Raw genomic sequence first — 19474 nt, 5'->3', positions numbered from 1 at the left:
AATGAATTAACTGTTTCAGTCACTCTTCAAGACTTTAATCTTTTTTGCCTTTCGGCTTTTGATAGTGTCTTGCGAGTGCCCACACAGATTGTCTGATTAATTTGTTAAAGAGCGATTGCAACCGGAAGTAGCTTCCGTGTTGCGAGGCTGCGTATCTTACGCTTTCCTCTCAGAGTGTCAAGCCTTTATTTTCGCGGCTTTCAACTCCTGTCATCTCGACTTGTTTGTGTGTTTGTCGTGACAACGGATGCGCATTATAGGGAGCCTTAGAATTTACGCAAGCGTTTTTTACAATTTCTTTTTCAAACGCTTACAATTTAATCCAAAAGGCTATTTTTTATCACATTTGGCAGGTCAGAAAGGCTATTAATAACCAAATCAGCAGACTGTTCTGCTTCTGTTGTTATTGGTTTTCCTGTACGTACAAGGACTTTTGTTCCAACACTGGCTGCATTCGCTGCCAACATATCTTCTATTTTGTCTCCTACCATATAAGAAGCCGCCATATTAATGTGCAGTGTTTTCTGTGCATCAAGTAACATGCCCGGTTGTGGCTTACGACAATCACACGTCTTTTTATAGTGTTCATCGCTTGCTTCTGGATGATGCGGACAATAATAGATACCATCAAGATCAACACCCCGGTCTGCCAATGACCAATCCATCCATTCTGTTAACTGCAAGAATTGATCTTCGGTAAACATTTTCCGGGCAATCCCAGACTGATTTGTTACTAATACCAGTGCATAACCCATTTTTTTCAACTCCAGCATGGCTTCAATCGTGCCATCAATGAATTGAAAATTATCTATTTCATGAACATACCCATGATCGATGTTAATTGTGCCGTCACGATCTAAAAATACAGCGGGAATACCTTGAGTCACCTGATTGCTCCAAGAATGTACAAAGTCGACAGTATCGCATGATTTGTCAGTGAATGAGAATGCAGCATTTAATTTATTCCTAGTTGACTTAGACGTCTAGACGCCTTAACATCCACATCAATTCATGACTTGTTGCAAATGCTTTCAAGTTATTCACTTTTATATCTCATAAGAGAAAAAGAATAAAAATGATAAGACTGAACCAGGTAAACAAAGTATTTCAACAAGGAACGCGCTGTATAAAAGCCCTTTCTGATATCAACCTGCATGTCCCCCAAGGGCAGATTTATGGTGTTATTGGCTCTTCTGGTGCAGGAAAAAGTACATTAATCCGCTGCGTGAATATGCTTGAATGCCCTACTTCTGGTCAGGTACTGGTTGACGGACAGGATTTAACCTCTCTTTCTGAGCGCGAACTGACTCGTGCCCGTCGTCATATTGGCATGATTTTCCAGCACTTTAATCTGCTGTCATCCAGAACGGTATTTGGCAATGTGGCATTACCTTTAGAACTGAATAACACGCCAAAGGCAGAAATAAAGAAAAAAGTCAGTGAATTGCTGGAGCTGGTTGGTCTTTCAGAGAAACATGATGCGTATCCAGCTAACTTATCTGGTGGGCAGAAACAGCGTGTCGCCATTGCCCGTGCTTTAGCAAATTCACCTAAAGTGCTGTTGTGTGACGAGGCCACCAGCGCACTGGATCCAGCAACAACCCGTTCTATTCTGGAATTATTGAAAGACATTAATCGTCGTTTAGGGTTAACCATCTTGCTGATTACCCATGAAATGGATGTTGTTAAACGCATTTGTGATCAGGTTGCCGTTATCAGTGGAGGGCAGCTGATTGAGCAGGATGTGGTCAGCGCGATATTTTCCCATCCGAAAACGCCTGTGGCTCAGGAGTTTATTCAGTCCACGTTACATTTGGATATACCTGAAGATTATCTGCAAAAATTACAGTCTGAACCTGCATCGGATAAATGCCCATTAGTGAAACTGGAATTTACAGGTAAATCAGTTGATGCTCCATTAATTTCCATGGCAGTTCGTCGTTTTAATATCGATATCAGCATATTGAGTTCTCAGATGGACTATGCCGGTGGGGTCAAGTTCGGGGTTATGCTGGCTGAATTAAATGGTGAGAACAGCAGCATTGAATCAACAATTACGTTTTTAAAAGAGCATCATGTAAAAGTAGAGGTTCTCGGTTATGTCTGAAGGAATGATTTTATTATTAGCTAAAGGAGTCTGGGAAACTCTCGTGATGACTTTTGTTTCCGGCTTTTTTGGCTTCGTGATTGGTTTACCGGCGGGAGTGCTGTTGTATGTCACTCGTCCGGGGCAGATCATAGAAAATGGTACGCTATACCGTATTCTGTCTGCGCTGGTAAATATTACCCGCTCTGTTCCGTTCATTATTTTACTGGTATGGATGATCCCATTCACCCGGCTGATTGTAGGCACATCTATCGGATTACAAGCCGCGATTGTTCCTTTAACGGTTGGTGCTGCACCTTTTATAGCCCGTATGGTGGAAAATGCTTTATTAGAAATCCCATCAGGGTTGATTGAAGCGGCACGTGCAATGGGTGCGACTCCACTTCAGATTGTGAAAAAGATTTTGTTACCTGAAGCATTACCCGGTTTGATCAACGCGGCCACAATTACTCTGATTACGCTGGTTGGTTACTCAGCGATGGGTGGAGCTGTCGGTGCGGGTGGTCTCGGTCAGATTGGCTATCAATATGGCTATATTGGCTACAATGCAACGGTGATGAATACGGTACTCGCATTATTAGTTGTTCTGGTTTTCCTGATTCAGTTAGGCGGCGACTATTTAGTTAAGGCCGTGAATCGTAAATAAGATTATTTCAGCAAAAGGTGCCATTATCGGCACCTATACCCTAGGGATTTCGAGTTACATCGCGGCGGCAAGGGAATGAATCCCCGGGAGCATAGATAACCGTATGTTTATAAAAACGGTGACCGGGGTGAATGAGCGCAGCCAACAAAGAGGCAACTTGAAAGACGACGGGTATATTATTAGGGCTTACATTCAAAAGCCTCACTATAGTAGTACGATCATTTAATAAGACAGGTTATTAATCAGTATTCAATAGGGGTAAAAATATGTCAGTGAAATTGAAATCCATTGCAGTCATCGGGGCTTTATTAGGCACATTAGCACTTACAGGCTGTGGTCAGGAACCGAGAGATCCAAACCATCTGAAAGTCGGTGTTATTGCAGGGCCTGAATTACAGGTTGCTGAAGTCGCGAAAAAAGTAGCGAAAGAGAAATATGGCCTTGATGTTGAACTGACAACATTCAATGATTATGTACTGCCAAACGAATCACTGAGCAAAGGAGACATTGATGTTAATGTCTTCCAGCACAAACCCTATTTAGATCAGCAAATAAAAGAACGTCACTATAAACTGGCGATTGTAGGTAACTCTTTCATCTTTCCAATGGCTGCATACTCTAAAAAGATAAAATCATTGGATGAACTTCAGAATGGTTCTCAGATTGCTATCCCGAATGATCCGACCAATCAGGGCCGTGCTCTGCTGTTATTACAAAAACAGGGTCTTATCACATTGAAAGCGGGTGTTGGTCTGCTGCCAACTATTCTGGATATTACCAGCAATCCTAAACAGCTGGATCTTGTTCAGCTGGAAGGACCACAACTACCTCGCTCACTGGATGATCAAAAAATCGCGCTGGCTCTTATTAATAATACCTACGCCGGGCAGATTGGCCTGACAGCAGAGCAGAACGGGATTTTTGTTGAAGATAAAGATTCACCTTACGTGAATATCATCGTAAGCCGTGAAGATAATAAAGATGCGGAAAATGTACAAAAATTTGTGAAAGCCTATCAATCTCCTGAAGTTGAGCAGGAAGCTCAAATAGCATTCAAGGGCGGAGCAATAAAAGGCTGGTAATCTTTCATATTTTAACAATCAAGATTAAAATTCTGGGGCGGATAAAGATATCCGCCCCTTTTTATACCCAATGGATTTCAAATTGCATCGCGGCGGTAAGCGAGTTCATCCCCGGTCACATAGCTAACTATGTGACCGGGGTGAGTGAGTGCAGCCAACAAAGAGGCAACTTGAAAGACGAAGGATATATTGGAATTAATCCCACACTCACTGATGCAACCGTAATAAGGATAAAGCTCAATGCGTATGTTACCTGTCTGTTTCATGGTGCTTTTTATAGTTGGGTGTACTTCATTGCCAACTCAGATTAATAAAACTGACGGTCAAGGCTCTGAAGCTGAACAATATCCAGCTCTCAGAAATAAAGAGGCAACTTATGTCCGGCTTTATAAAAAACCAGATGAGTTGTTGGGCTCACCATTTAAAGATCTTGGTATTGTTGCTGGTGAATCCTGCCGCAATACATTTCAGGATCCTCCTGCCAGTATCGCAACTGCACGGCAGAAGATGCTGGCAAAAGCCTCCCGCCTGAATGCTAACGCCGTCTTACTTCACCAATGTGCCATTATGTCTGGTCAGGGATGTTATCAGATAGCTATCTGCGAAGGTACGGCAATAAGAACCACGAATTAATTATTCATTGTAAATTTGGTACTGAAAAAAAACTCATGGCAGATTTTCATTTTACTCAAATAGGAACCATTCATTCTCCTTATAAAGAGAAGTTTGCCATTCCCCGTCAGCCGGGTCTGGTGGAAGATGGCACGGGGCAACTCGAATTGCTCGCTCCTTATAATCAGGCAGATGCTGTGCGGGGATTAGAACAGTTCAGTCATTTATGGATTGTTTTCGTTTTTCACCAAACGATGAATGGGGGCTGGAACCCGCTGGTTCGCCCTCCCCGCTTAGGCGGTAATGCCAAAATGGGGGTATTTGCCACCCGCTCAACTTTCCGCCCTAATCCGATTGGGATGTCTTTAGTTGAACTAAAAGGGATTGATTACCAGAACAATCGCGTGCTGCTACAACTTGGCAGCCTGGATCTCGTGGATGGAACGCCCGTACTTGATATTAAACCTTATCTGCCTTTTGCTGAATCACGCCCTGATGCCAAAGCAGGATTTGCTCAGGAAGCGCCAAATACAGATATGGAGGTCTGTTTTTCTTCAAACGCAGAACATCAACTTTTATGCCATCAGGTAAGTTATCCGCAATTACGACGCTTTATCTGCCAGATTCTGGCTCAGGATCCGCGTCCGGCCTACCGCAAAAAAGAGCAGGAAAACCGCATATACGCTGCTCATATTCTGGATTTTAATGTCCGTTGGTTAATTAATGGTGCCATAACAGAAGTAGTTTCTATCGAACTCCGCTATCCCCAATAGATTTCGAATTGTATCGCGGCGGCAAGGGAACGAATCCCTGAGCATAGATAACTATGCGACTGGGGTGAGTGAGTGCAGCCAACAAAGAGACAATTTGAAAGATGAAAGGGATAAAACTCCTTTTGACATCACAAACTCACTGGTAGACTAACGGTTTACTTTATTTTTGGGTTCGGTGGCTCTGTCTTCATTGCCACCTAGAAGCAATTTGCTGTCCAATGGAAACTTACTATGCGTACTAGCCAATATTTGCTGTCTACTTTGAAAGAGACGCCTGCTGATGCAGAAGTAGTCAGTCATAAACTGATGCTTCGTGCAGGAATGATCCGTAAACTCGCTTCAGGTTTGTACAACTGGATGCCAACCGGTGTCCGCGTGTTGAGAAAAGTTGAAAACATTGTTCGTGACGAAATGAATAATGCCGGGGCGGTTGAGGTTTCCATGCCGGTAGTTCAGCCAGCAGATTTATGGCAGGAAAGTGGTCGTTGGGTACAATATGGTGCGGAATTACTGCGTTTTGAAGATCGCGGTGCCCGTCCTTTTGTTCTGGGGCCAACCCATGAAGAAGTCATCACTGATCTGGTTCGCAATGAAGTGACTTCTTATAAACAGCTGCCACTAAGTCTGTATCAGATCCAAACCAAATTCCGTGATGAAGTTCGCCCACGTTTTGGCGTTATGCGCTCACGCGAATTCATCATGAAAGATGCTTACTCTTTCCATACCACTCAGGAATCCCTGCAAGAGACTTACGATAAGATGTACGATGCTTACAGTAAGATCTTTACCCGTATCGGGCTGGATTTCCGTGCTGTTCTGGCTGACACAGGCTCAATTGGTGGTAGTGCATCTCACGAATTTCAGGTTCTGGCTGCCAGCGGCGAAGATGATATCGTTTTCTCCACCGAGTCTAACTACGCAGCTAATATTGAACTGGCTGAAGCTGTCATGCCATCCGCAGAACGCGCTGCTCCTGCAGAAGATATGCGTGTGGTGGATACACCAAAGGCGAAAACCATCGCGGAACTGGTAGAACAGTTCAACCTGCCGATTGAAAAAACGGTCAAGACTTTGATTGTTCATGCTGCAGAAGAAAGCGAACACAAACTGGTTGCTTTGTTGGTTCGTGGTGATCATGAATTAAATGAAGTCAAAGCAGAAAAACTGGCCTTAGTCGCCAGCCCGCTGCAATTCGCGACAGAAGAAGAAATCCGGGCTATCGTCAACGCCGGCCCTGGTTCTTTAGGCCCTGTTAATCTGCCTATGCCTGTGATTATTGATCGCTCTGTATCTGTCATGAGTGATTTTGGTGCGGGCGCCAACATTGATGATAAACACTATTTCGGTATTAACTGGGAGCGTGATCTTCCTCTGCCAGAAATTGCAGATATCCGTAATGTGGTTGAAGGTGATGCCAGCCCGGATGGTCAGGGCACTTTACTGATCAAGCGTGGTATTGAAGTCGGTCATATCTTCCAGCTCGGCACCAAATACTCAGATGCACTGAAAGCTACCGTACAGAACGAAGATGGCCACAATCAGGTTGTGACGATGGGATGTTACGGGATTGGTGTCACCCGAATTGTCGCGGCTGCTATCGAACAGAATCACGATGATCGCGGTATTATCTGGCCAGATGCCATTGCCCCATTCCAGGTAGCCATTTTGCCAATGAACATGCATAAATCTTATCGTGTCAAAGAAGTGGCAGAAAAGCTTTATGCAGACTTACGTTCTAATGGTATTGATGTCATTTTAGATGATCGCAAAGAACGTCCGGGTGTCATGTTTGCCGATATGGAATTAATGGGTGTCCCACATACTGTCGTTATTGGTGATCGCAATCTCGATAACGACGAAGTGGAATACAAATACCGTCGTACCGGTGATAAGCAGATGCTGAAACTGGAAGGCGTGGTTGACTACCTGAAAAGTAACATCAAACAATCATGATTACGCCTTGATTCTGCTATCAGGCAAAGTCAGTAATAAAAAACCTGCGTATTCAGTGCGCAGGTTTTTTTATATGCCAGAATACGCCCTATCACTTCTTACTTTTTAGTCTGGCAGGAAAACGACTTATCAAAATGGATTTTACCTGTCTGAATTAGCGCATTATCAAATAATCCATCTTCCATTGAAGGGCGAAGCGTATAATATCCCTCGACTTCAACATAAACAGGTTTGCCACCTTCAACGCCTGTTGCGCTGTAACCCTGCTCCAGATCGATATTTTCTGATGCATCGTAGAGTTTCCCTGTCCGACACTCCGTAAACGTCGCACTATCCGCAAAATAGATATATTCTCCGGCCAGTTTTTGAGGAGTGACTTTTGTCAGTTCATAATTCAATTTGGACTGAATTGGCTCACCATTTATATCCAGCATAACCAGATTTTCTCCCTTCATCTGGTAATACGCTTTTTTACCCTCTTCTCCACTGGTCAGGTTTATTTTTTTACCGTTGACGTTCCAATGGCCTGTATCAAAAAAAGGCTCTTCTTGCCCCGATTTTAGATAAGTTTGTTCCAGAATATACGAACCATCTTTCGCAAGTTGTAAGGTAGTTTCAATACCTGCGCAATCAGCACAAGGTATCACGCCTTTAAACACTTTTTCGTTGATTGTAAATTTATTTGGGGATGTCGAGTCAACCTGATGTGCAGGAGGATTAGTCTGACATCCAACCGCAGTCAGTACACCCGATGCGACCAAAGCAAGCAATATGTTCTTATTCATCATTTTCATCCAATAAGTGCAGCAGAAAGTCCAGTTTTAACATGAGTTACACATAAGACATGAACAGCTTTGACATTACTTTACCGTATCTCAAAATACACAGTGCAAAACCCGCTAATATGACGTAATTTTGTTGCCTAATGATAAGGTTAGGCTTTAACCTACTGGCTTTTTCAATGTAACTCAACAAACTTATATAGTCACAGTCATCAGGAAAAACTTACTGTGCTATAGTCGTAGGTAGCATTTTTTTGCATCTGAGTTTGGTCAATCGCGGGCGGCACGATAACCGCCACTAACATAGTGGTGAGCGAATATGTCTATAGATACTGAATATCAACCCATTAACTGTGATGATTATGAAAGCCTTGAGCTAGCTTGCCAACACCAGCTTCATTTACACGTTCAGCTGCGTGGTGGTGAGATTTTTGAAGGAAAAGCGACTAAATTGATTTTGAGAAAAAAAGTCGAATATATTCTCATAGAATCAAATGAAGAAACCCGTGAGTTAAGATTGGATCACATTATCAGTTTCAGTAATCCAGAAATTGGCACGATTGTTGTTGAGCATTCTTCATTGTAAATGACGTGGTTAACACGTTTACTACACAACAAAGGATTATTAAATAACAAAAGTCCTCATTTAATTTGAGGACTTTTGTTATTGTGAAGTAAATTTTTTCATTGTTATGGGGACCAAGTTTCAACCACACTAAACACCTTATTCTTACATGCACCCACAAAACGAAGCTCTACCTTTTGACCATTAGCCTGAGCAGCTAAAATAGCCGCGTAAGCACTTTTCCCTGAATCAGTATCGGTATATAATTGCTTGTCAGCCGTATACGCGATGCTTTTAGAATACCAGGATCCACCGCTATCTGACAACCAAACTCCCCAATCATTTTTGTTATCCCAGTTTACCCATAGTCCAGTCACATAACCCTCTCCACATTTATCTGCTACAGCATTAGCCGAAATCGAACAAATCAACGCTGTAAATATCAAGATAAGCCATTTATACTTCTTCATAGTTAACTCCTATCCTTTCAAAAAATTGAAACTCTAAGATAAAATACTTTCTATATATTTAAATTTTAAGATCACATTTTTTCTTTATACTGTGGTTACAAAGTCCAATAAGATCTGAAAAACAAAAAATTATTGGATATTATCCCTGACTCCTTTTCCTGCACTGTAACCTAAAACTGTAGATGCTCTACCATCAATAAAAACCTCTAATGGCACATTATTTTTATAAAAATAACATTATTGCTACTGACAAGGCACTCGTGTTAGAAAAATAATTGGTTGTATCGTTTATTAACCTGCCATAATCATAAGCCCCATATGTCCGACGATACTTCCTTTTCTCGGTGTACTGAATGCATCTTCGCTTTCGATAAATCTACGACCGATATTCGAAAAATATGAAATAATAGATATTTTTTAAAATAATTTTATAATTTCAATCCTACATTCATTATTTATAAAAATAATTTTCTTTAAAAAAAGAAATCACACATATTTAAAAATATAACAGACAAAATTAAGTTCTATATGAATAACACTCCAATATTTACAGAGTTTCAAATCACAACTAAAAATTAAATTTATTTAATAATTTTTATAATTATTTTAATTTTAAAATCCTCTTTCCAAATCAAGAATTATCTTATATTTTAAAATTTAGTACACTTTTGTATATTTTCAATATTAAATTATTCCATTTTTATACTTTAATAGGTTGAAATTAATTTAATGCATTGAATTTAATTAACAAAATAGATTACATCATTTCTGATGTAATCTCTTAAAGCCTTACTCCACCAGACTATAATGAGTAAGTGAGTAACTAACTATCAGGCGAAATTTTCTGCCACAAAATGGAAAGTTGCCGTTCATCAGCCAGACATTGCCCCTCTTTCGTTACAAAAACATTCAGGGCTGCAATAAGTTTGTCATCATAATAGAGTAACGGTGTCCTTTCCCTGAGCCAGGGAGCAATACCAAACTCCTGCCATAATTTTTTGCTATGGCGGGAATGTTGCCGCCCGACGATGCTGATATTTGCCTGAATTCCAAAGCGGATCGTAACCCGTTCATCATTCCCCGGTGACCTGATATTAACTGCCGCTTCCTTATCTTCAGAAAGAAAAAGCACTCCCAGCCCATCTGGTAATCGCAGTTCCTGTTTTATATCCCATCGAATAACAACACCAGAGAGCGATTGGTACTGAGGAACCAACCATAAATGCTGACGATAACGACGGATATCAAGCTGACCCAATCTGAAACTCGGCTCCGCATCCTGCCGGGAAAGAGCCACTTCTGCCCAAATTCGCTGAAGCTGTTCACGTGACGGCATTCTCACTCCATACCGGCTGAGCCATCGACGCAATAGAGCATTACGTTTCGCCTCAGAAAATGTCTCCAGTGGCAGAATAGACATTGATCCTTCCGGGGTTATCAGTGCATTTAACGATTCCTCAAGCAACTCATCCAGCAATTGCTCCTGCTCTCCACATAAATCAGCACTACGGGAAACAGCCTGAGAAAAGTGTGGCCAACGCCGATTGAGTAACGGCATGATATTCAAACGCAGGAAATTGCGATCATAACGATCATCCTGATTGCTATCATCTTCAACCCATTTCAGGCTGTGTTCCTGCGCGTAGAGTTCTAATTCTGTCCGGCTGATATTCAGCAATGGGCGAATTAATGTTGTCTCAGCAAAAGGCATAACAGCAGGCATGGAAGATAATCCAGCCGGACCACTTCCCCGCTTTAATGCCAGCAAAAATGTTTCAGCCTGATCGTCAAGATGCTGTGCTGTTAACAGAATTTCCCCTTGCCGCAGTTCATGTTTAAAAGCCTGATAACGGGCATCACGGGCGGCGGCTTCAATACCTTTTTTACGGCTATCCAAACACACTTTTTCAACACAAAAATCAACCTGCCAATCTGCACAAATCTGACGACAGTGAGCAACCCATTCATCTGCTTTTATATTTAAACCATGATGAATATGAATTGCCCTTAATGTGAATGCGTTCTGTTTATCACTGCATGATTGCAAAGCGTGTTGACGCAGATGTGCCAGCAAATGCAACAGAACGGTGGAATCTAATCCACCGCTAAACCCGACTAAAAATTTTTTATGTGCCCCTATCTGATCAGCTAATTTCAGCATCAGAGGCTCATAGATATTATTCATTGTGGATAAACTCTTTTTTCAGACCGAAAAATCAGTCCTCAATTAAATCGTCCGGCAGTTTATTTTGTGTATCAGCTTTATTTTTTGCACTAATGCAAAGTATCCCGGATATGATCACAAGCACTAATCCTACTACGTAGGCCGGAACAAACTCATCACCAAAGAACAAAATCAGCCACATCATCGACAATATCGGTGATAAAAATAATATTGAAGCTATTTTAGGCGAATCCGGGCTGCTCATGGCCTTGAACCAGATAATATAGGATATTCCATTTAATATGATGCCATTCAGCACTGTTGGCATCAGTGAATCTCCCACAGGCCAGATGAATTTACTGAATGCCAATAAGAAGATAAGAGAAACGACAGTTGAGTTAATGAATACCCAAAACGTACTGATATAAGGATCAATGGCAAATTGTTTTGATAAAACAGACAACAGAGCAAAACAGAATGCTCCGCTAAAGACCAGAAGCAGGGCTTGCGGATGCTGCACGGAAATTTCGGTAATATTGCCCTGAGTAAAGGTAATCACAACTGCGATGAAGCCAATCGCCATGCCTATCATCTGCTTAATAGACAATTTTTCTTTAAACAGGAAAAACGATAACCCGATTATCATCAACGGCCAGCTATATTGAATAACTAAAACAGCAACACCGTTTTCGATGGAATAACCATAATACAGCAGCAGATAAAAAAAACAGTCCAGAGCACCTAATATGAACACCTTAATCATGACAGGGAAAGGAACAAATATCAGATCCTTCCAGTTTTTTCCCATCATCACTGCAACCAAAAAAACCGCCAGCACAGACAGCACATTTGACCAGAATAAAAATTGGAAATGGTCCATCTCTTTCTGACCAAAGCGCGATATAGAAGGGATAAAACTCCAGATAAACACACAGGAAAACGCATAAATAATATATTTATATTTGGCCATGGCAAAACCCGGTTTGTTATTTTTTAAGTGCTGCAATAGATATAGTTTTACTGATTTTTTCCCATACTCAATAAAATAGGCGGAAATAATGGAGAATTATTATTCTCCAATACTTCCACCTGCGACAAAATGGTCAAAAGACGAGGGGTATTAGCAGTAACCGTACTGCATCAGACGCTCATAACGGCGGTTAACCAACTCTTCACTGTTCAGTTCGCTCAGCTCAGCAAGGTCTGCCAACAATTGGGTTTTCAGTGATTCTGCAATCATATCGTAGCTGCGATGTGCGCCCCCCAATGGTTCAGGGATCACGGTATCGATCAGGTTCAGCTCTTTCAGGCGGGGAGCGGTATTTCCCATCGCTTCTGCTGCCAGAGGCGCTTTTTCTGCGCTTTTCCACAAGATAGACGCACAACCTTCCGGAGATATGGTAGAAAAAGTACTGTATTGCAACATATTCACTTTATCACCGACACTCAGTGCCAGAGCACCACCGGAACCACCTTCACCAATAACAGTACAGATAACCGGCACAGACAGACGGGACATTTCACGCAGGTTACGGGCTATGGCTTCCGACTGACCTCGTTCCTCAGCACCCACTCCAGGGTATGCGCCCGGGGTATCAATAAAAGTAATAATCGGCAGTTTGAAGCGCTCAGCCATTTCCATCAGGCGCAAAGCCTTGCGATAACCTTCCGGCGATGGCATACCAAAGTTACGACGGATTTTTTCTTTTGTTTCACGGCCTTTCTGATGCCCGATAACCATGACCGGACGGCCTTCAATACGTGCCAGACCACCGACGATAGCCTTATCATCTGCGTAGGCACGATCACCCGCCAGCTCTTCAAAGTCAGTGAAAATGCGCTGAATATAATCCAGCGTATAGGGACGGAGAGGATGACGTGACAGTTGGGAAATCTGCCATGCTCCCAAATCAGAGAATATTTTGCGAGTCAGTTCGACACTTTTTTCCCGCAGACGCTGGACTTCTTCGTCCAGATTGATATCTAGCTTTTCATCTTGACGGCTAACCGCAGTGAGCGAATCGATTTTCGCTTCCAACTCAGCAATCGGCTGTTCAAAATCCAGAAAATTCAGACTCATAACGTTCCTATTTTAGTCAAATTCTAATTCTACCTGCTCGCTACCCAGCAGAGTTCGCAGATCTGTCAAAAGGGTATCCGTTGGAGTTACCCGCCATGTTGCCCCGAATCGTAAACGGGCACGGGCATCTACCCGCTGGTAATACAGATGAACCGGTATCGTGCCTGAACGATGTGGCTCCAGTGCACCACGGAGACGGTTCAATAATTGTTCATCAATTTGCCTGTCTGATAACGAGATAGCAAGCCCGCGTGCAAATTTTTCACGCGCCTCACTGATATCCATTAATTCTCGCGCTGTCATTTTAAGCCCACCGCTAAAGTCATCAAAGCTGACTTGTCCGGTTGCGATTAAAATTTTGTCCTGCTCTAACAAATGTTGATATCTTTCCAGAGCATCGGAGAACAACATAATTTCCAGCCGTCCTGAACGATCGTCCAATGTGCAGATACCAATCCGATTACCTCGTTTAGTCGTCACAATTTTGGATGCCAGTACCAAACCTACTACAGTAGTAACCTGACCACGGGGTGTTGGATTCACATCCTTTAGACGTAACCCATTCGTATATCGTTCAATTTCTTTTAAATAACCGGTGATCGGGTGGCCTGTCAGATATAATCCCAGCGTCTCGCGTTCGCCATCCAATACCACTTGATCCGGCCATTTAGGTGTACTGGCATATGAGCGCTCAACCTGTTCAGGCTCCTCAGCCAGTACCCCAAACATATCAGCCTGCCCAGTAGCTTCCGCTTTAGCATGTTGATCCGCCGCTTTCAGCGCATCTTCCAGCGAAGACATCAAAGCAGCACGATGTGGCCCCAGCCTGTCGAATGACCCTGACATAATCAGCTTCTCCATCACACGACGGTTCAGCTTTTTAGTATCAACACGAGCACACAGATCGAACAGTTCTTTAAAATGCCCGCCTTTCTGGCGTGCTTCGATAATGGCTTCAATCGGCCCTTCACCGACGCCTTTGATTGCGCCAATACCATAAACAATTTCGCCTTCATCATTGACGTGGAAATGGTATAACCCGCTATTGATATCCGGTGGCAGGACTTTCAGCCCCATGCGCCAGCACTCATCCACCAGACCAACCACTTTCTCTGTATTATCCATATCCGCTGTCATTACCGCAGCCATAAATTCTGCCGGATAATGCGCTTTTAACCATAATGTCTGGTAAGAAACCAGCGCGTAAGCAGCGGAGTGAGATTTATTGAAGCCATAACCTGCGAATTTCTCCACCAGATCGAAGATCTTCATCGAAAGTTCGCCATCAACTCCCTGACTTATCGCCCCTTCTTCAAAGACTGAGCGCTGCTTAGCCATCTCCTCCGGTTTTTTCTTACCCATCGCACGACGAAGCATATCTGCCCCGCCAAGCGTATAACCTGCCAGAACCTGTGCAATCTGCATGACCTGCTCCTGATACAGGATGATGCCGTAAGTTGGCTCCAGTACAGGTTTCAGCGTTTCATGCTGCCATTCAACATCCGGATAGGAAATCTCTTCCCGTCCGTGTTTACGGTCGATAAAGTTATCCACCATTCCCGATTGCAAAGGCCCCGGGCGGAACAATGCCACCAGTGCGATCATATCTTCAAAACAGTCAGGACGCAGACGTTTGATCAAATCCTTCATGCCACGGGATTCAAGCTGGAATACAGCGGTCGTTTCGGAGCGTTGCAGCATATCGAAACTTTTCTGATCATCCAGTGGAATGGCGGCAATATCTATCGGTTCCAGATTTTTTCCGACACGGCGGGCATTAACCATCTCAAGTGCCCAGTTGATGATGGTCAGGGTTCTCAGGCCAAGAAAGTCAAACTTCACCAGCCCGGCGTATTCCACATCGTTTTTGTCGAACTGAGTAACCGGGTTCAATCCTTCCGGATCGCAATATATAGGAGCAAAATCAGTGATCTTAGTCGGAGCGATAACCACTCCACCAGCATGTTTACCCGCGTTACGAGTGACACCTTCCAGTTTCCGCGCCATATCTATCAGCGCTTTAACCTCTTCATCCGCTTCGTAAATTTCAGGTAGCTGAGGCTCTGCGACAAACGCTTTTTCCAGTGTCATTCCCGGATCGGGAGGAACCAGCTTAGATATCCGATCAACAAAGCCATAGGGATGCCCGAGCACTCGCCCAACATCACGAATGACCGCTTTTGCTGCCATCGTACCAAAGGTAATGATCTGTGATACCGCATCGCGTCCGTATATATCAGCAACATGGTCAATCACCTGATCACGTTTTTCCATACAGAAATCGATATCAAAGTCAGGCATGGAGACACGTTCGGGGTTCAGGAAACGTTCGAACAGTAGGTCAAATTCCAGTGGGTCTAGATCAGTGATTTTCAGCGCATAAGCGACAAGAGAACCCGCACCGGAGCCACGCCCCGGGCCTACCGGTACGCCGTTATCCTTCGACCACTGGATAAACTCCATCACGATCAGGAAGTAACCGGGAAAACCCATCTGGTTGATAACTTTTAACTCAATATCCAGACGTTCATCATATTCCAGCCGCTTTTCAGCTCTGACTGCCGGATCCGGATAGAGGAATTCCAGACGCTCTTCTAAGCCCTGTTTTGATTTTTCGACCAGATAGTCTTCAGTACTCATATCCCCTGTCGGGAATTTAGGCAGAAAATATTCGCCAAGCCGAATCGTGACATTACAGCGTTTTGCAATTTCTACGCTATTTGCTAATGCCTCAGGGATGTCTGAAAAAAGCTCACACATCTCCTGCTCACTGCGCAAATATTGCTGTGGGCTGTAATTTTTCGGACGTTTAGGATCGGAAAGTGTATAGCCGTCATGTATAGCAACACGAATTTCATGGGCGTCAAAATCACCACTTTCCAGAAAACAGACATCGTTGGTCGCCACAACCGGCAGGTTTTTTTCTGCTGCCAGCTCAACCGCAGCGTGCAGATAAGATTCTTCATCCTGACGCCCGGTGCGAATAAGTTCCAGATAGTAACTATCCGGGAAATGTTCCTGATAAAAATCCAGACACTGATCGACTAACACGCGGTTACCACGCAGCAAAAACTTACCGACATCCCCCATGCGTCCGCCTGACAGCAATATCAACCCCGCCTTGTGTTTAGCCAGCCATTCTTGCCTGATAGTTGGGCCGACCGCGCCATAGCCTTTCTGATAAGCTTCAGAAATCAATAAAGTCAGGTTTTGATAACCTTCATTATTACGGGCCAGAACGGTCAGATGGGCATACTCATCACCCAACTGTTCACTTTCCATATAGAAATCGGCCCCAATGATGGGTTTGACTCCTGAACTATGGGCACTGCCATAAAATTTAACAAGGCCACACAGATTGGTAAAATCAGTGATTGCAAAAGCAGGCATCCCCAATCCGGCGACTTTTTTTATCAGTGAGCCGGTTTTGGCTAAGCCATCAATCATTGAATAATCGCTGTGAACACGTAAGTGTACGAAACGTGGTTCTGTCATAGTCTGTCCAGATACTTATTCCAGATTTTTATCCAATAGCCAGCGCGCGTTTAACTGGCGCAAAGCTTTTACGATGGTGTTCCGTTGCACCCAACAAAGACAGCTTTTCCAAATGCAGGGCGGTAGGATAACCTTTATGCTTTGCAAAACCATATTCAGGGAAATGTTTATCCAGCTCGGCCATTTCTCTGTCCCGCGTCACTTTAGCCAGAATGGAAGCGGCACTGATCTCTGCAACCAGACTATCTCCCTTAACGACTGCCTGCGCTGGCATTGATAATACCGGGCAACGGTTTCCGTCAATCAGGACATAATCTGGCTGAATTGCTAAGCCTTCAACAGCCCGCTGCATTGCAAGCATGGTGGCATGGAGAATATTGATACGGTCAATCTCTTCCGGTTCAGCGCGCCCAAGGCTCCAGCACAACGCTTTTTCTGTGATCTCCAGATAAAGCGCCTTGCGACGTTTTTCTGTCAGTTTTTTCGAATCCATCAAGCCCGTAATCGGTCTGGCCGGATCAAGAATAACTGCCGCAGTCACCACGGCCCCCACCAGCGGGCCGCGCCCGACTTCATCAACACCGGCAATCAGATTCGCCTGCGGATAAACAAAATTCATTATTTTCTCGCTAATTCCAGTACCGCTTGTGCCGCCTGTTCATCGGCATCACAGCGAATACTTTCATGCAAATGCAGGAAGGTTTCTTTCAACGCTTCCACCTCAACACCACCACGTAACAACGGCAATAATGCCTCCGACAGTGCCTGAGGCTCACATTCATCCTGTAGTAACTCTTTGACTAATTCTTTACCTGCCAGCAAATTAGGCAGGGAAACATAGGGGGTTTTTACCAGACGTTTTGCCAGCCAGAATGTAAAAGGCTTCATTCTATAACCCACCACCATCGGGCATTTAGCCAGCATACATTCCAGTGCTGCTGTACCGGATGCCAATAAAGTTGCATCACTGGCAATCATAGCTGCACGAGCCTGACCATCTAATATGTGAATGGATAAATCCGGTGCAACTTCATTTTTGATACGCTCGAACTGCTCACGCCGTTTGGCATTTACCAATGGAACCAATACATGCAGATCAGGAAGTTCATTCCTGAGTAACTGCACGGTTCTCAAAAAGTCGGCGCTGAGCATTTCTACTTCAGCGTGGCGGCTGCCCGGCAGGATAGCCAGACAATGGGCATTTGCCGGAATATCTAAACCTTTTCTGGCGGCTATTTTGTCTGTTTGCAACGGCATGGCATCAGCCATTGTATGCCCAATAAACTGGCATGGCACATTAAACCGATCATAAAACGCTTTTTCAAAGGGTAGAAATGCCAGTACCAGATCTGTTGCGCGGCCGATTTTAAACACCCGCTTCTGGCGCCATGCCCATACCGATGGGCTGACATAATGAATCGTCCGGATCCCCTGCTGTTTCAGGCGGCCTTCTAAAGTGATGTTGAAATCTGGCGCATCAATACCAACAAAAACATCCGGTTTCAACTCTGTAAAACGAGTTGTTAAATCTTTGCGGATTTTCAGTAAACGCGGCAAACGCCCCAGAACTTCAACGATCCCCATGACCGCCAGTTCTTCCATCTCATACCAGGCTTCACAACCTTCGGCCTGCATAAGAGGACCTGCGACACCCACAAAGCGGGCGTCAGGAATTTTGGCTTTCAATGCACGGATCAGCCCCGCCCCCAGGATATCACCGGAAGTTTCTCCGGCGACTAAGCCAATTGTCAGTGGGCGCTGATGGTTAACAGAAGAAATGGTAGTCAAAGGAACACCCTTTATCTATACCCGTCGTCTTTCAAATTGCCTCTTTGTTGGCTGCACTCGCTCACCCCAGTCACCGTTTTTATAAACATACGGTTATCTATGCTCCTGGGGATGAACTCCCTTGCCGCCTCAATGCAACTCGAAATCCATAGGGTATACTTAGCGAATAATGCCGCGACTGGATTTTACTGAATTCGCCAGAAAATCACTGAATAATTTCACGTGTGGATTGTTTTCGGCCTGAGTTTCGATCTCGTTTCTGGCTTCTTCCAACGTTTTTCCACTGCGATAAAGTGCTTTATAAGCATTACGAATAGCGTGCAGCGACTCTTTATCAAACCCACGACGTTTCAGGCCTTCAATATTCAAACCGAAAGGTGTGGCATGATTCCCCTGCGCAATAACATAGGGAGGTATATCCTGAGCAACACCGGAACAACCGCCGACCATAACATGGGAGCCAATCTGGCAGAACTGATGAACAGCTGTCATACCACCGATGATCACGTAATCACCTAAAATGACATGCCCGCCCAAAGTACCATTATTGGCAATGATGCAGCGATCACCCACAATACAGTCATGGGCTATGTGAGCATTAATCATCAGCAAGTTATCACTGCCGACTTTAGTTAATCCACCACCCTGAACAGTACCACGGTGAATGGAGACACTTTCGCGAATACGGTTACGATCCCCGATCTCAACACGAGTCGGTTCACCCTGATATTTGAGATCCTGATTGACCTCACCAATTGAAGCAAATTGATAAATTTGGTTATCTCGACCAATTTTGGTTATCCCGTTGATCACAACATGGGATTTCAATTCAGTTCCTTCACCAATTTCTACTTGCGAACCGATATAACAAAATGGGCCAATACGAACATTGGCACCAATAACAGCTCCTTCTTCAATAATTGAAGAAGGATGAATAACAGCGGTCTGATCAATCAT

17 protein-coding genes are annotated in these 19474 nt (G+C 43.9%); 7 read left to right on the top strand and 10 right to left on the bottom strand.

Annotated features, from left to right (window positions below; genetic code table 11):
* Positions 1-317: 317 nt before the first annotated feature.
* Positions 318-887: a D-glycero-beta-D-manno-heptose 1,7-bisphosphate 7-phosphatase gene (gmhB, locus tag AACS90_RS02265; RefSeq protein WP_099120185.1), complete on the bottom strand. Its 570-nt coding sequence runs from the start codon at positions 885-887 to the stop codon at positions 318-320.
* Positions 888-1075: 188 nt separating this feature from the next.
* Between gmhB and metN the strand changes: the two genes are divergently transcribed.
* From metN to proS, 6 genes are all read left to right on the top strand, one after another.
* On the top strand, positions 1076-2107 hold the full coding sequence (metN, locus tag AACS90_RS02260; protein WP_099120184.1) for a methionine ABC transporter ATP-binding protein MetN: 1032 nt from the start codon (positions 1076-1078) through the stop codon (positions 2105-2107).
* Complete coding sequence (locus AACS90_RS02255) at positions 2100-2753, top strand: methionine ABC transporter permease MetI (protein ID WP_099108890.1); 654 nt, start codon at positions 2100-2102, stop codon at positions 2751-2753. The genes metN and AACS90_RS02255 overlap by 8 nt, the downstream gene beginning before the upstream one ends.
* 266 nt (positions 2754-3019) lie before the next feature.
* On the top strand, positions 3020-3835 hold the full coding sequence (locus AACS90_RS02250) for a MetQ/NlpA family lipoprotein (protein WP_099120183.1): 816 nt from the start codon (positions 3020-3022) through the stop codon (positions 3833-3835).
* Positions 3836-4075: 240 nt separating this feature from the next.
* Positions 4076-4468: an Rcs stress response system protein RcsF gene (gene rcsF, locus AACS90_RS02245; RefSeq protein ID WP_099120181.1), complete on the top strand. Its 393-nt coding sequence runs from the start codon at positions 4076-4078 to the stop codon at positions 4466-4468.
* A 35-nt stretch (positions 4469-4503) separates the two neighbouring features.
* On the top strand, positions 4504-5220 hold the full coding sequence (tsaA, locus tag AACS90_RS02240) for a tRNA (N6-threonylcarbamoyladenosine(37)-N6)-methyltransferase TrmO (RefSeq protein ID WP_099108893.1): 717 nt from the start codon (positions 4504-4506) through the stop codon (positions 5218-5220).
* A gap of 231 nt (positions 5221-5451) precedes the next feature.
* Positions 5452-7173 carry a proline--tRNA ligase gene (proS, locus tag AACS90_RS02235; RefSeq protein ID WP_099120180.1) on the top strand — a complete coding sequence of 574 codons (1722 nt, stop codon included), beginning with the start codon at positions 5452-5454 and terminating at the stop codon, positions 7171-7173.
* A 98-nt stretch (positions 7174-7271) separates the two neighbouring features.
* On the opposite strand, the gene nlpE is transcribed toward proS, so the two are convergent.
* Complete coding sequence (gene nlpE, locus AACS90_RS02230) at positions 7272-7961, bottom strand: envelope stress response activation lipoprotein NlpE (protein WP_339373599.1); 690 nt, start codon at positions 7959-7961, stop codon at positions 7272-7274.
* 313 nt (positions 7962-8274) lie between these two features.
* Here nlpE and rof point away from each other — a divergent pair, with 313 nt between their 5' ends.
* Complete coding sequence (gene rof / locus AACS90_RS02225; RefSeq protein ID WP_099120178.1) at positions 8275-8541, top strand: Rho-binding antiterminator; 267 nt, start codon at positions 8275-8277, stop codon at positions 8539-8541.
* Positions 8542-8645: 104 nt separating this feature from the next.
* Here rof and AACS90_RS02220 read toward each other — a convergent pair whose 3' ends face one another.
* From AACS90_RS02220 to lpxA, 8 genes are all read right to left on the bottom strand, one after another.
* Positions 8646-8990 carry a hypothetical protein gene (locus AACS90_RS02220; protein WP_099120177.1) on the bottom strand — a complete coding sequence of 115 codons (345 nt, stop codon included), beginning with the start codon at positions 8988-8990 and terminating at the stop codon, positions 8646-8648.
* Between the two features lie 823 nt (positions 8991-9813).
* Entirely contained in the window at positions 9814-11175 is a 1362-nt protein-coding gene (gene tilS, locus AACS90_RS02215; protein WP_099120176.1) for a tRNA lysidine(34) synthetase TilS, read from the bottom strand.
* 31 nt (positions 11176-11206) lie between these two features.
* Complete coding sequence (locus AACS90_RS02210; protein WP_099120175.1) at positions 11207-12124, bottom strand: DMT family transporter; 918 nt, start codon at positions 12122-12124, stop codon at positions 11207-11209.
* A 150-nt stretch (positions 12125-12274) separates the two neighbouring features.
* Complete coding sequence (accA, locus tag AACS90_RS02205) at positions 12275-13234, bottom strand: acetyl-CoA carboxylase carboxyl transferase subunit alpha (protein ID WP_099120174.1); 960 nt, start codon at positions 13232-13234, stop codon at positions 12275-12277.
* 12 nt (positions 13235-13246) lie between these two features.
* On the bottom strand, positions 13247-16729 hold the full coding sequence (gene dnaE / locus AACS90_RS02200; protein WP_099120173.1) for a DNA polymerase III subunit alpha: 3483 nt from the start codon (positions 16727-16729) through the stop codon (positions 13247-13249).
* Between the two features lie 28 nt (positions 16730-16757).
* Complete coding sequence (gene rnhB / locus AACS90_RS02195) at positions 16758-17348, bottom strand: ribonuclease HII (RefSeq protein ID WP_099120172.1); 591 nt, start codon at positions 17346-17348, stop codon at positions 16758-16760.
* Positions 17348-18532, bottom strand: a complete 1185-nt coding sequence (lpxB, locus tag AACS90_RS02190; protein WP_099120171.1) for a lipid-A-disaccharide synthase — start codon at positions 18530-18532, stop codon at positions 17348-17350. The genes rnhB and lpxB overlap by 1 nt, the downstream gene beginning before the upstream one ends.
* A gap of 144 nt (positions 18533-18676) precedes the next feature.
* Complete coding sequence (gene lpxA, locus AACS90_RS02185) at positions 18677-19474, bottom strand: acyl-ACP--UDP-N-acetylglucosamine O-acyltransferase (protein ID WP_099120170.1); 798 nt, start codon at positions 19472-19474, stop codon at positions 18677-18679.

Origin of the sequence: Xenorhabdus sp. KK7.4, from assembly GCF_963876465.1 — a bacterium.
GTDB classification, from domain to species: Bacteria; Pseudomonadota; Gammaproteobacteria; order Enterobacterales; family Enterobacteriaceae; genus Xenorhabdus; species Xenorhabdus stockiae.
Note: the sequence above shows the minus strand (reverse complement) of the source record. Positions and strands in the feature narration are given on the sequence as shown.

Bases quoted from the DNA above. Each gene is read 5' to 3' on its own strand.
- metN (WP_099120184.1), top strand. From the start codon at position 1,076: ATGATAAGACTGAACCAGGTAAACAAAGTATTTCAACAAGGAACGCGC.
- rof (WP_099120178.1), top strand. From the start codon at position 8,275: ATGTCTATAGATACTGAATATCAACCCATTAACTGTGATGATTATGAA.
- proS (WP_099120180.1), top strand. From the start codon at position 5,452: ATGCGTACTAGCCAATATTTGCTGTCTACTTTGAAAGAGACGCCTGCT.
- nlpE (WP_339373599.1), bottom strand. From the start codon at position 7,961: ATGATGAATAAGAACATATTGCTTGCTTTGGTCGCATCGGGTGTACTG.
- rnhB (WP_099120172.1), bottom strand. From the start codon at position 17,348: ATGAATTTTGTTTATCCGCAGGCGAATCTGATTGCCGGTGTTGATGAA.
- AACS90_RS02250 (WP_099120183.1), top strand. From the start codon at position 3,020: ATGTCAGTGAAATTGAAATCCATTGCAGTCATCGGGGCTTTATTAGGC.
- dnaE (WP_099120173.1), bottom strand. From the start codon at position 16,729: ATGACAGAACCACGTTTCGTACACTTACGTGTTCACAGCGATTATTCA.
- rcsF (WP_099120181.1), top strand. From the start codon at position 4,076: ATGCGTATGTTACCTGTCTGTTTCATGGTGCTTTTTATAGTTGGGTGT.
- tsaA (WP_099108893.1), top strand. From the start codon at position 4,504: ATGGCAGATTTTCATTTTACTCAAATAGGAACCATTCATTCTCCTTAT.
- AACS90_RS02220 (WP_099120177.1), bottom strand. From the start codon at position 8,990: ATGAAGAAGTATAAATGGCTTATCTTGATATTTACAGCGTTGATTTGT.
- lpxA (WP_099120170.1), bottom strand. From the start codon at position 19,474: ATGATTGATCAGACCGCTGTTATTCATCCTTCTTCAATTATTGAAGAA.
- accA (WP_099120174.1), bottom strand. From the start codon at position 13,234: ATGAGTCTGAATTTTCTGGATTTTGAACAGCCGATTGCTGAGTTGGAA.
- AACS90_RS02255 (WP_099108890.1), top strand. From the start codon at position 2,100: ATGTCTGAAGGAATGATTTTATTATTAGCTAAAGGAGTCTGGGAAACT.
- tilS (WP_099120176.1), bottom strand. From the start codon at position 11,175: ATGAATAATATCTATGAGCCTCTGATGCTGAAATTAGCTGATCAGATA.
- AACS90_RS02210 (WP_099120175.1), bottom strand. From the start codon at position 12,124: ATGGCCAAATATAAATATATTATTTATGCGTTTTCCTGTGTGTTTATC.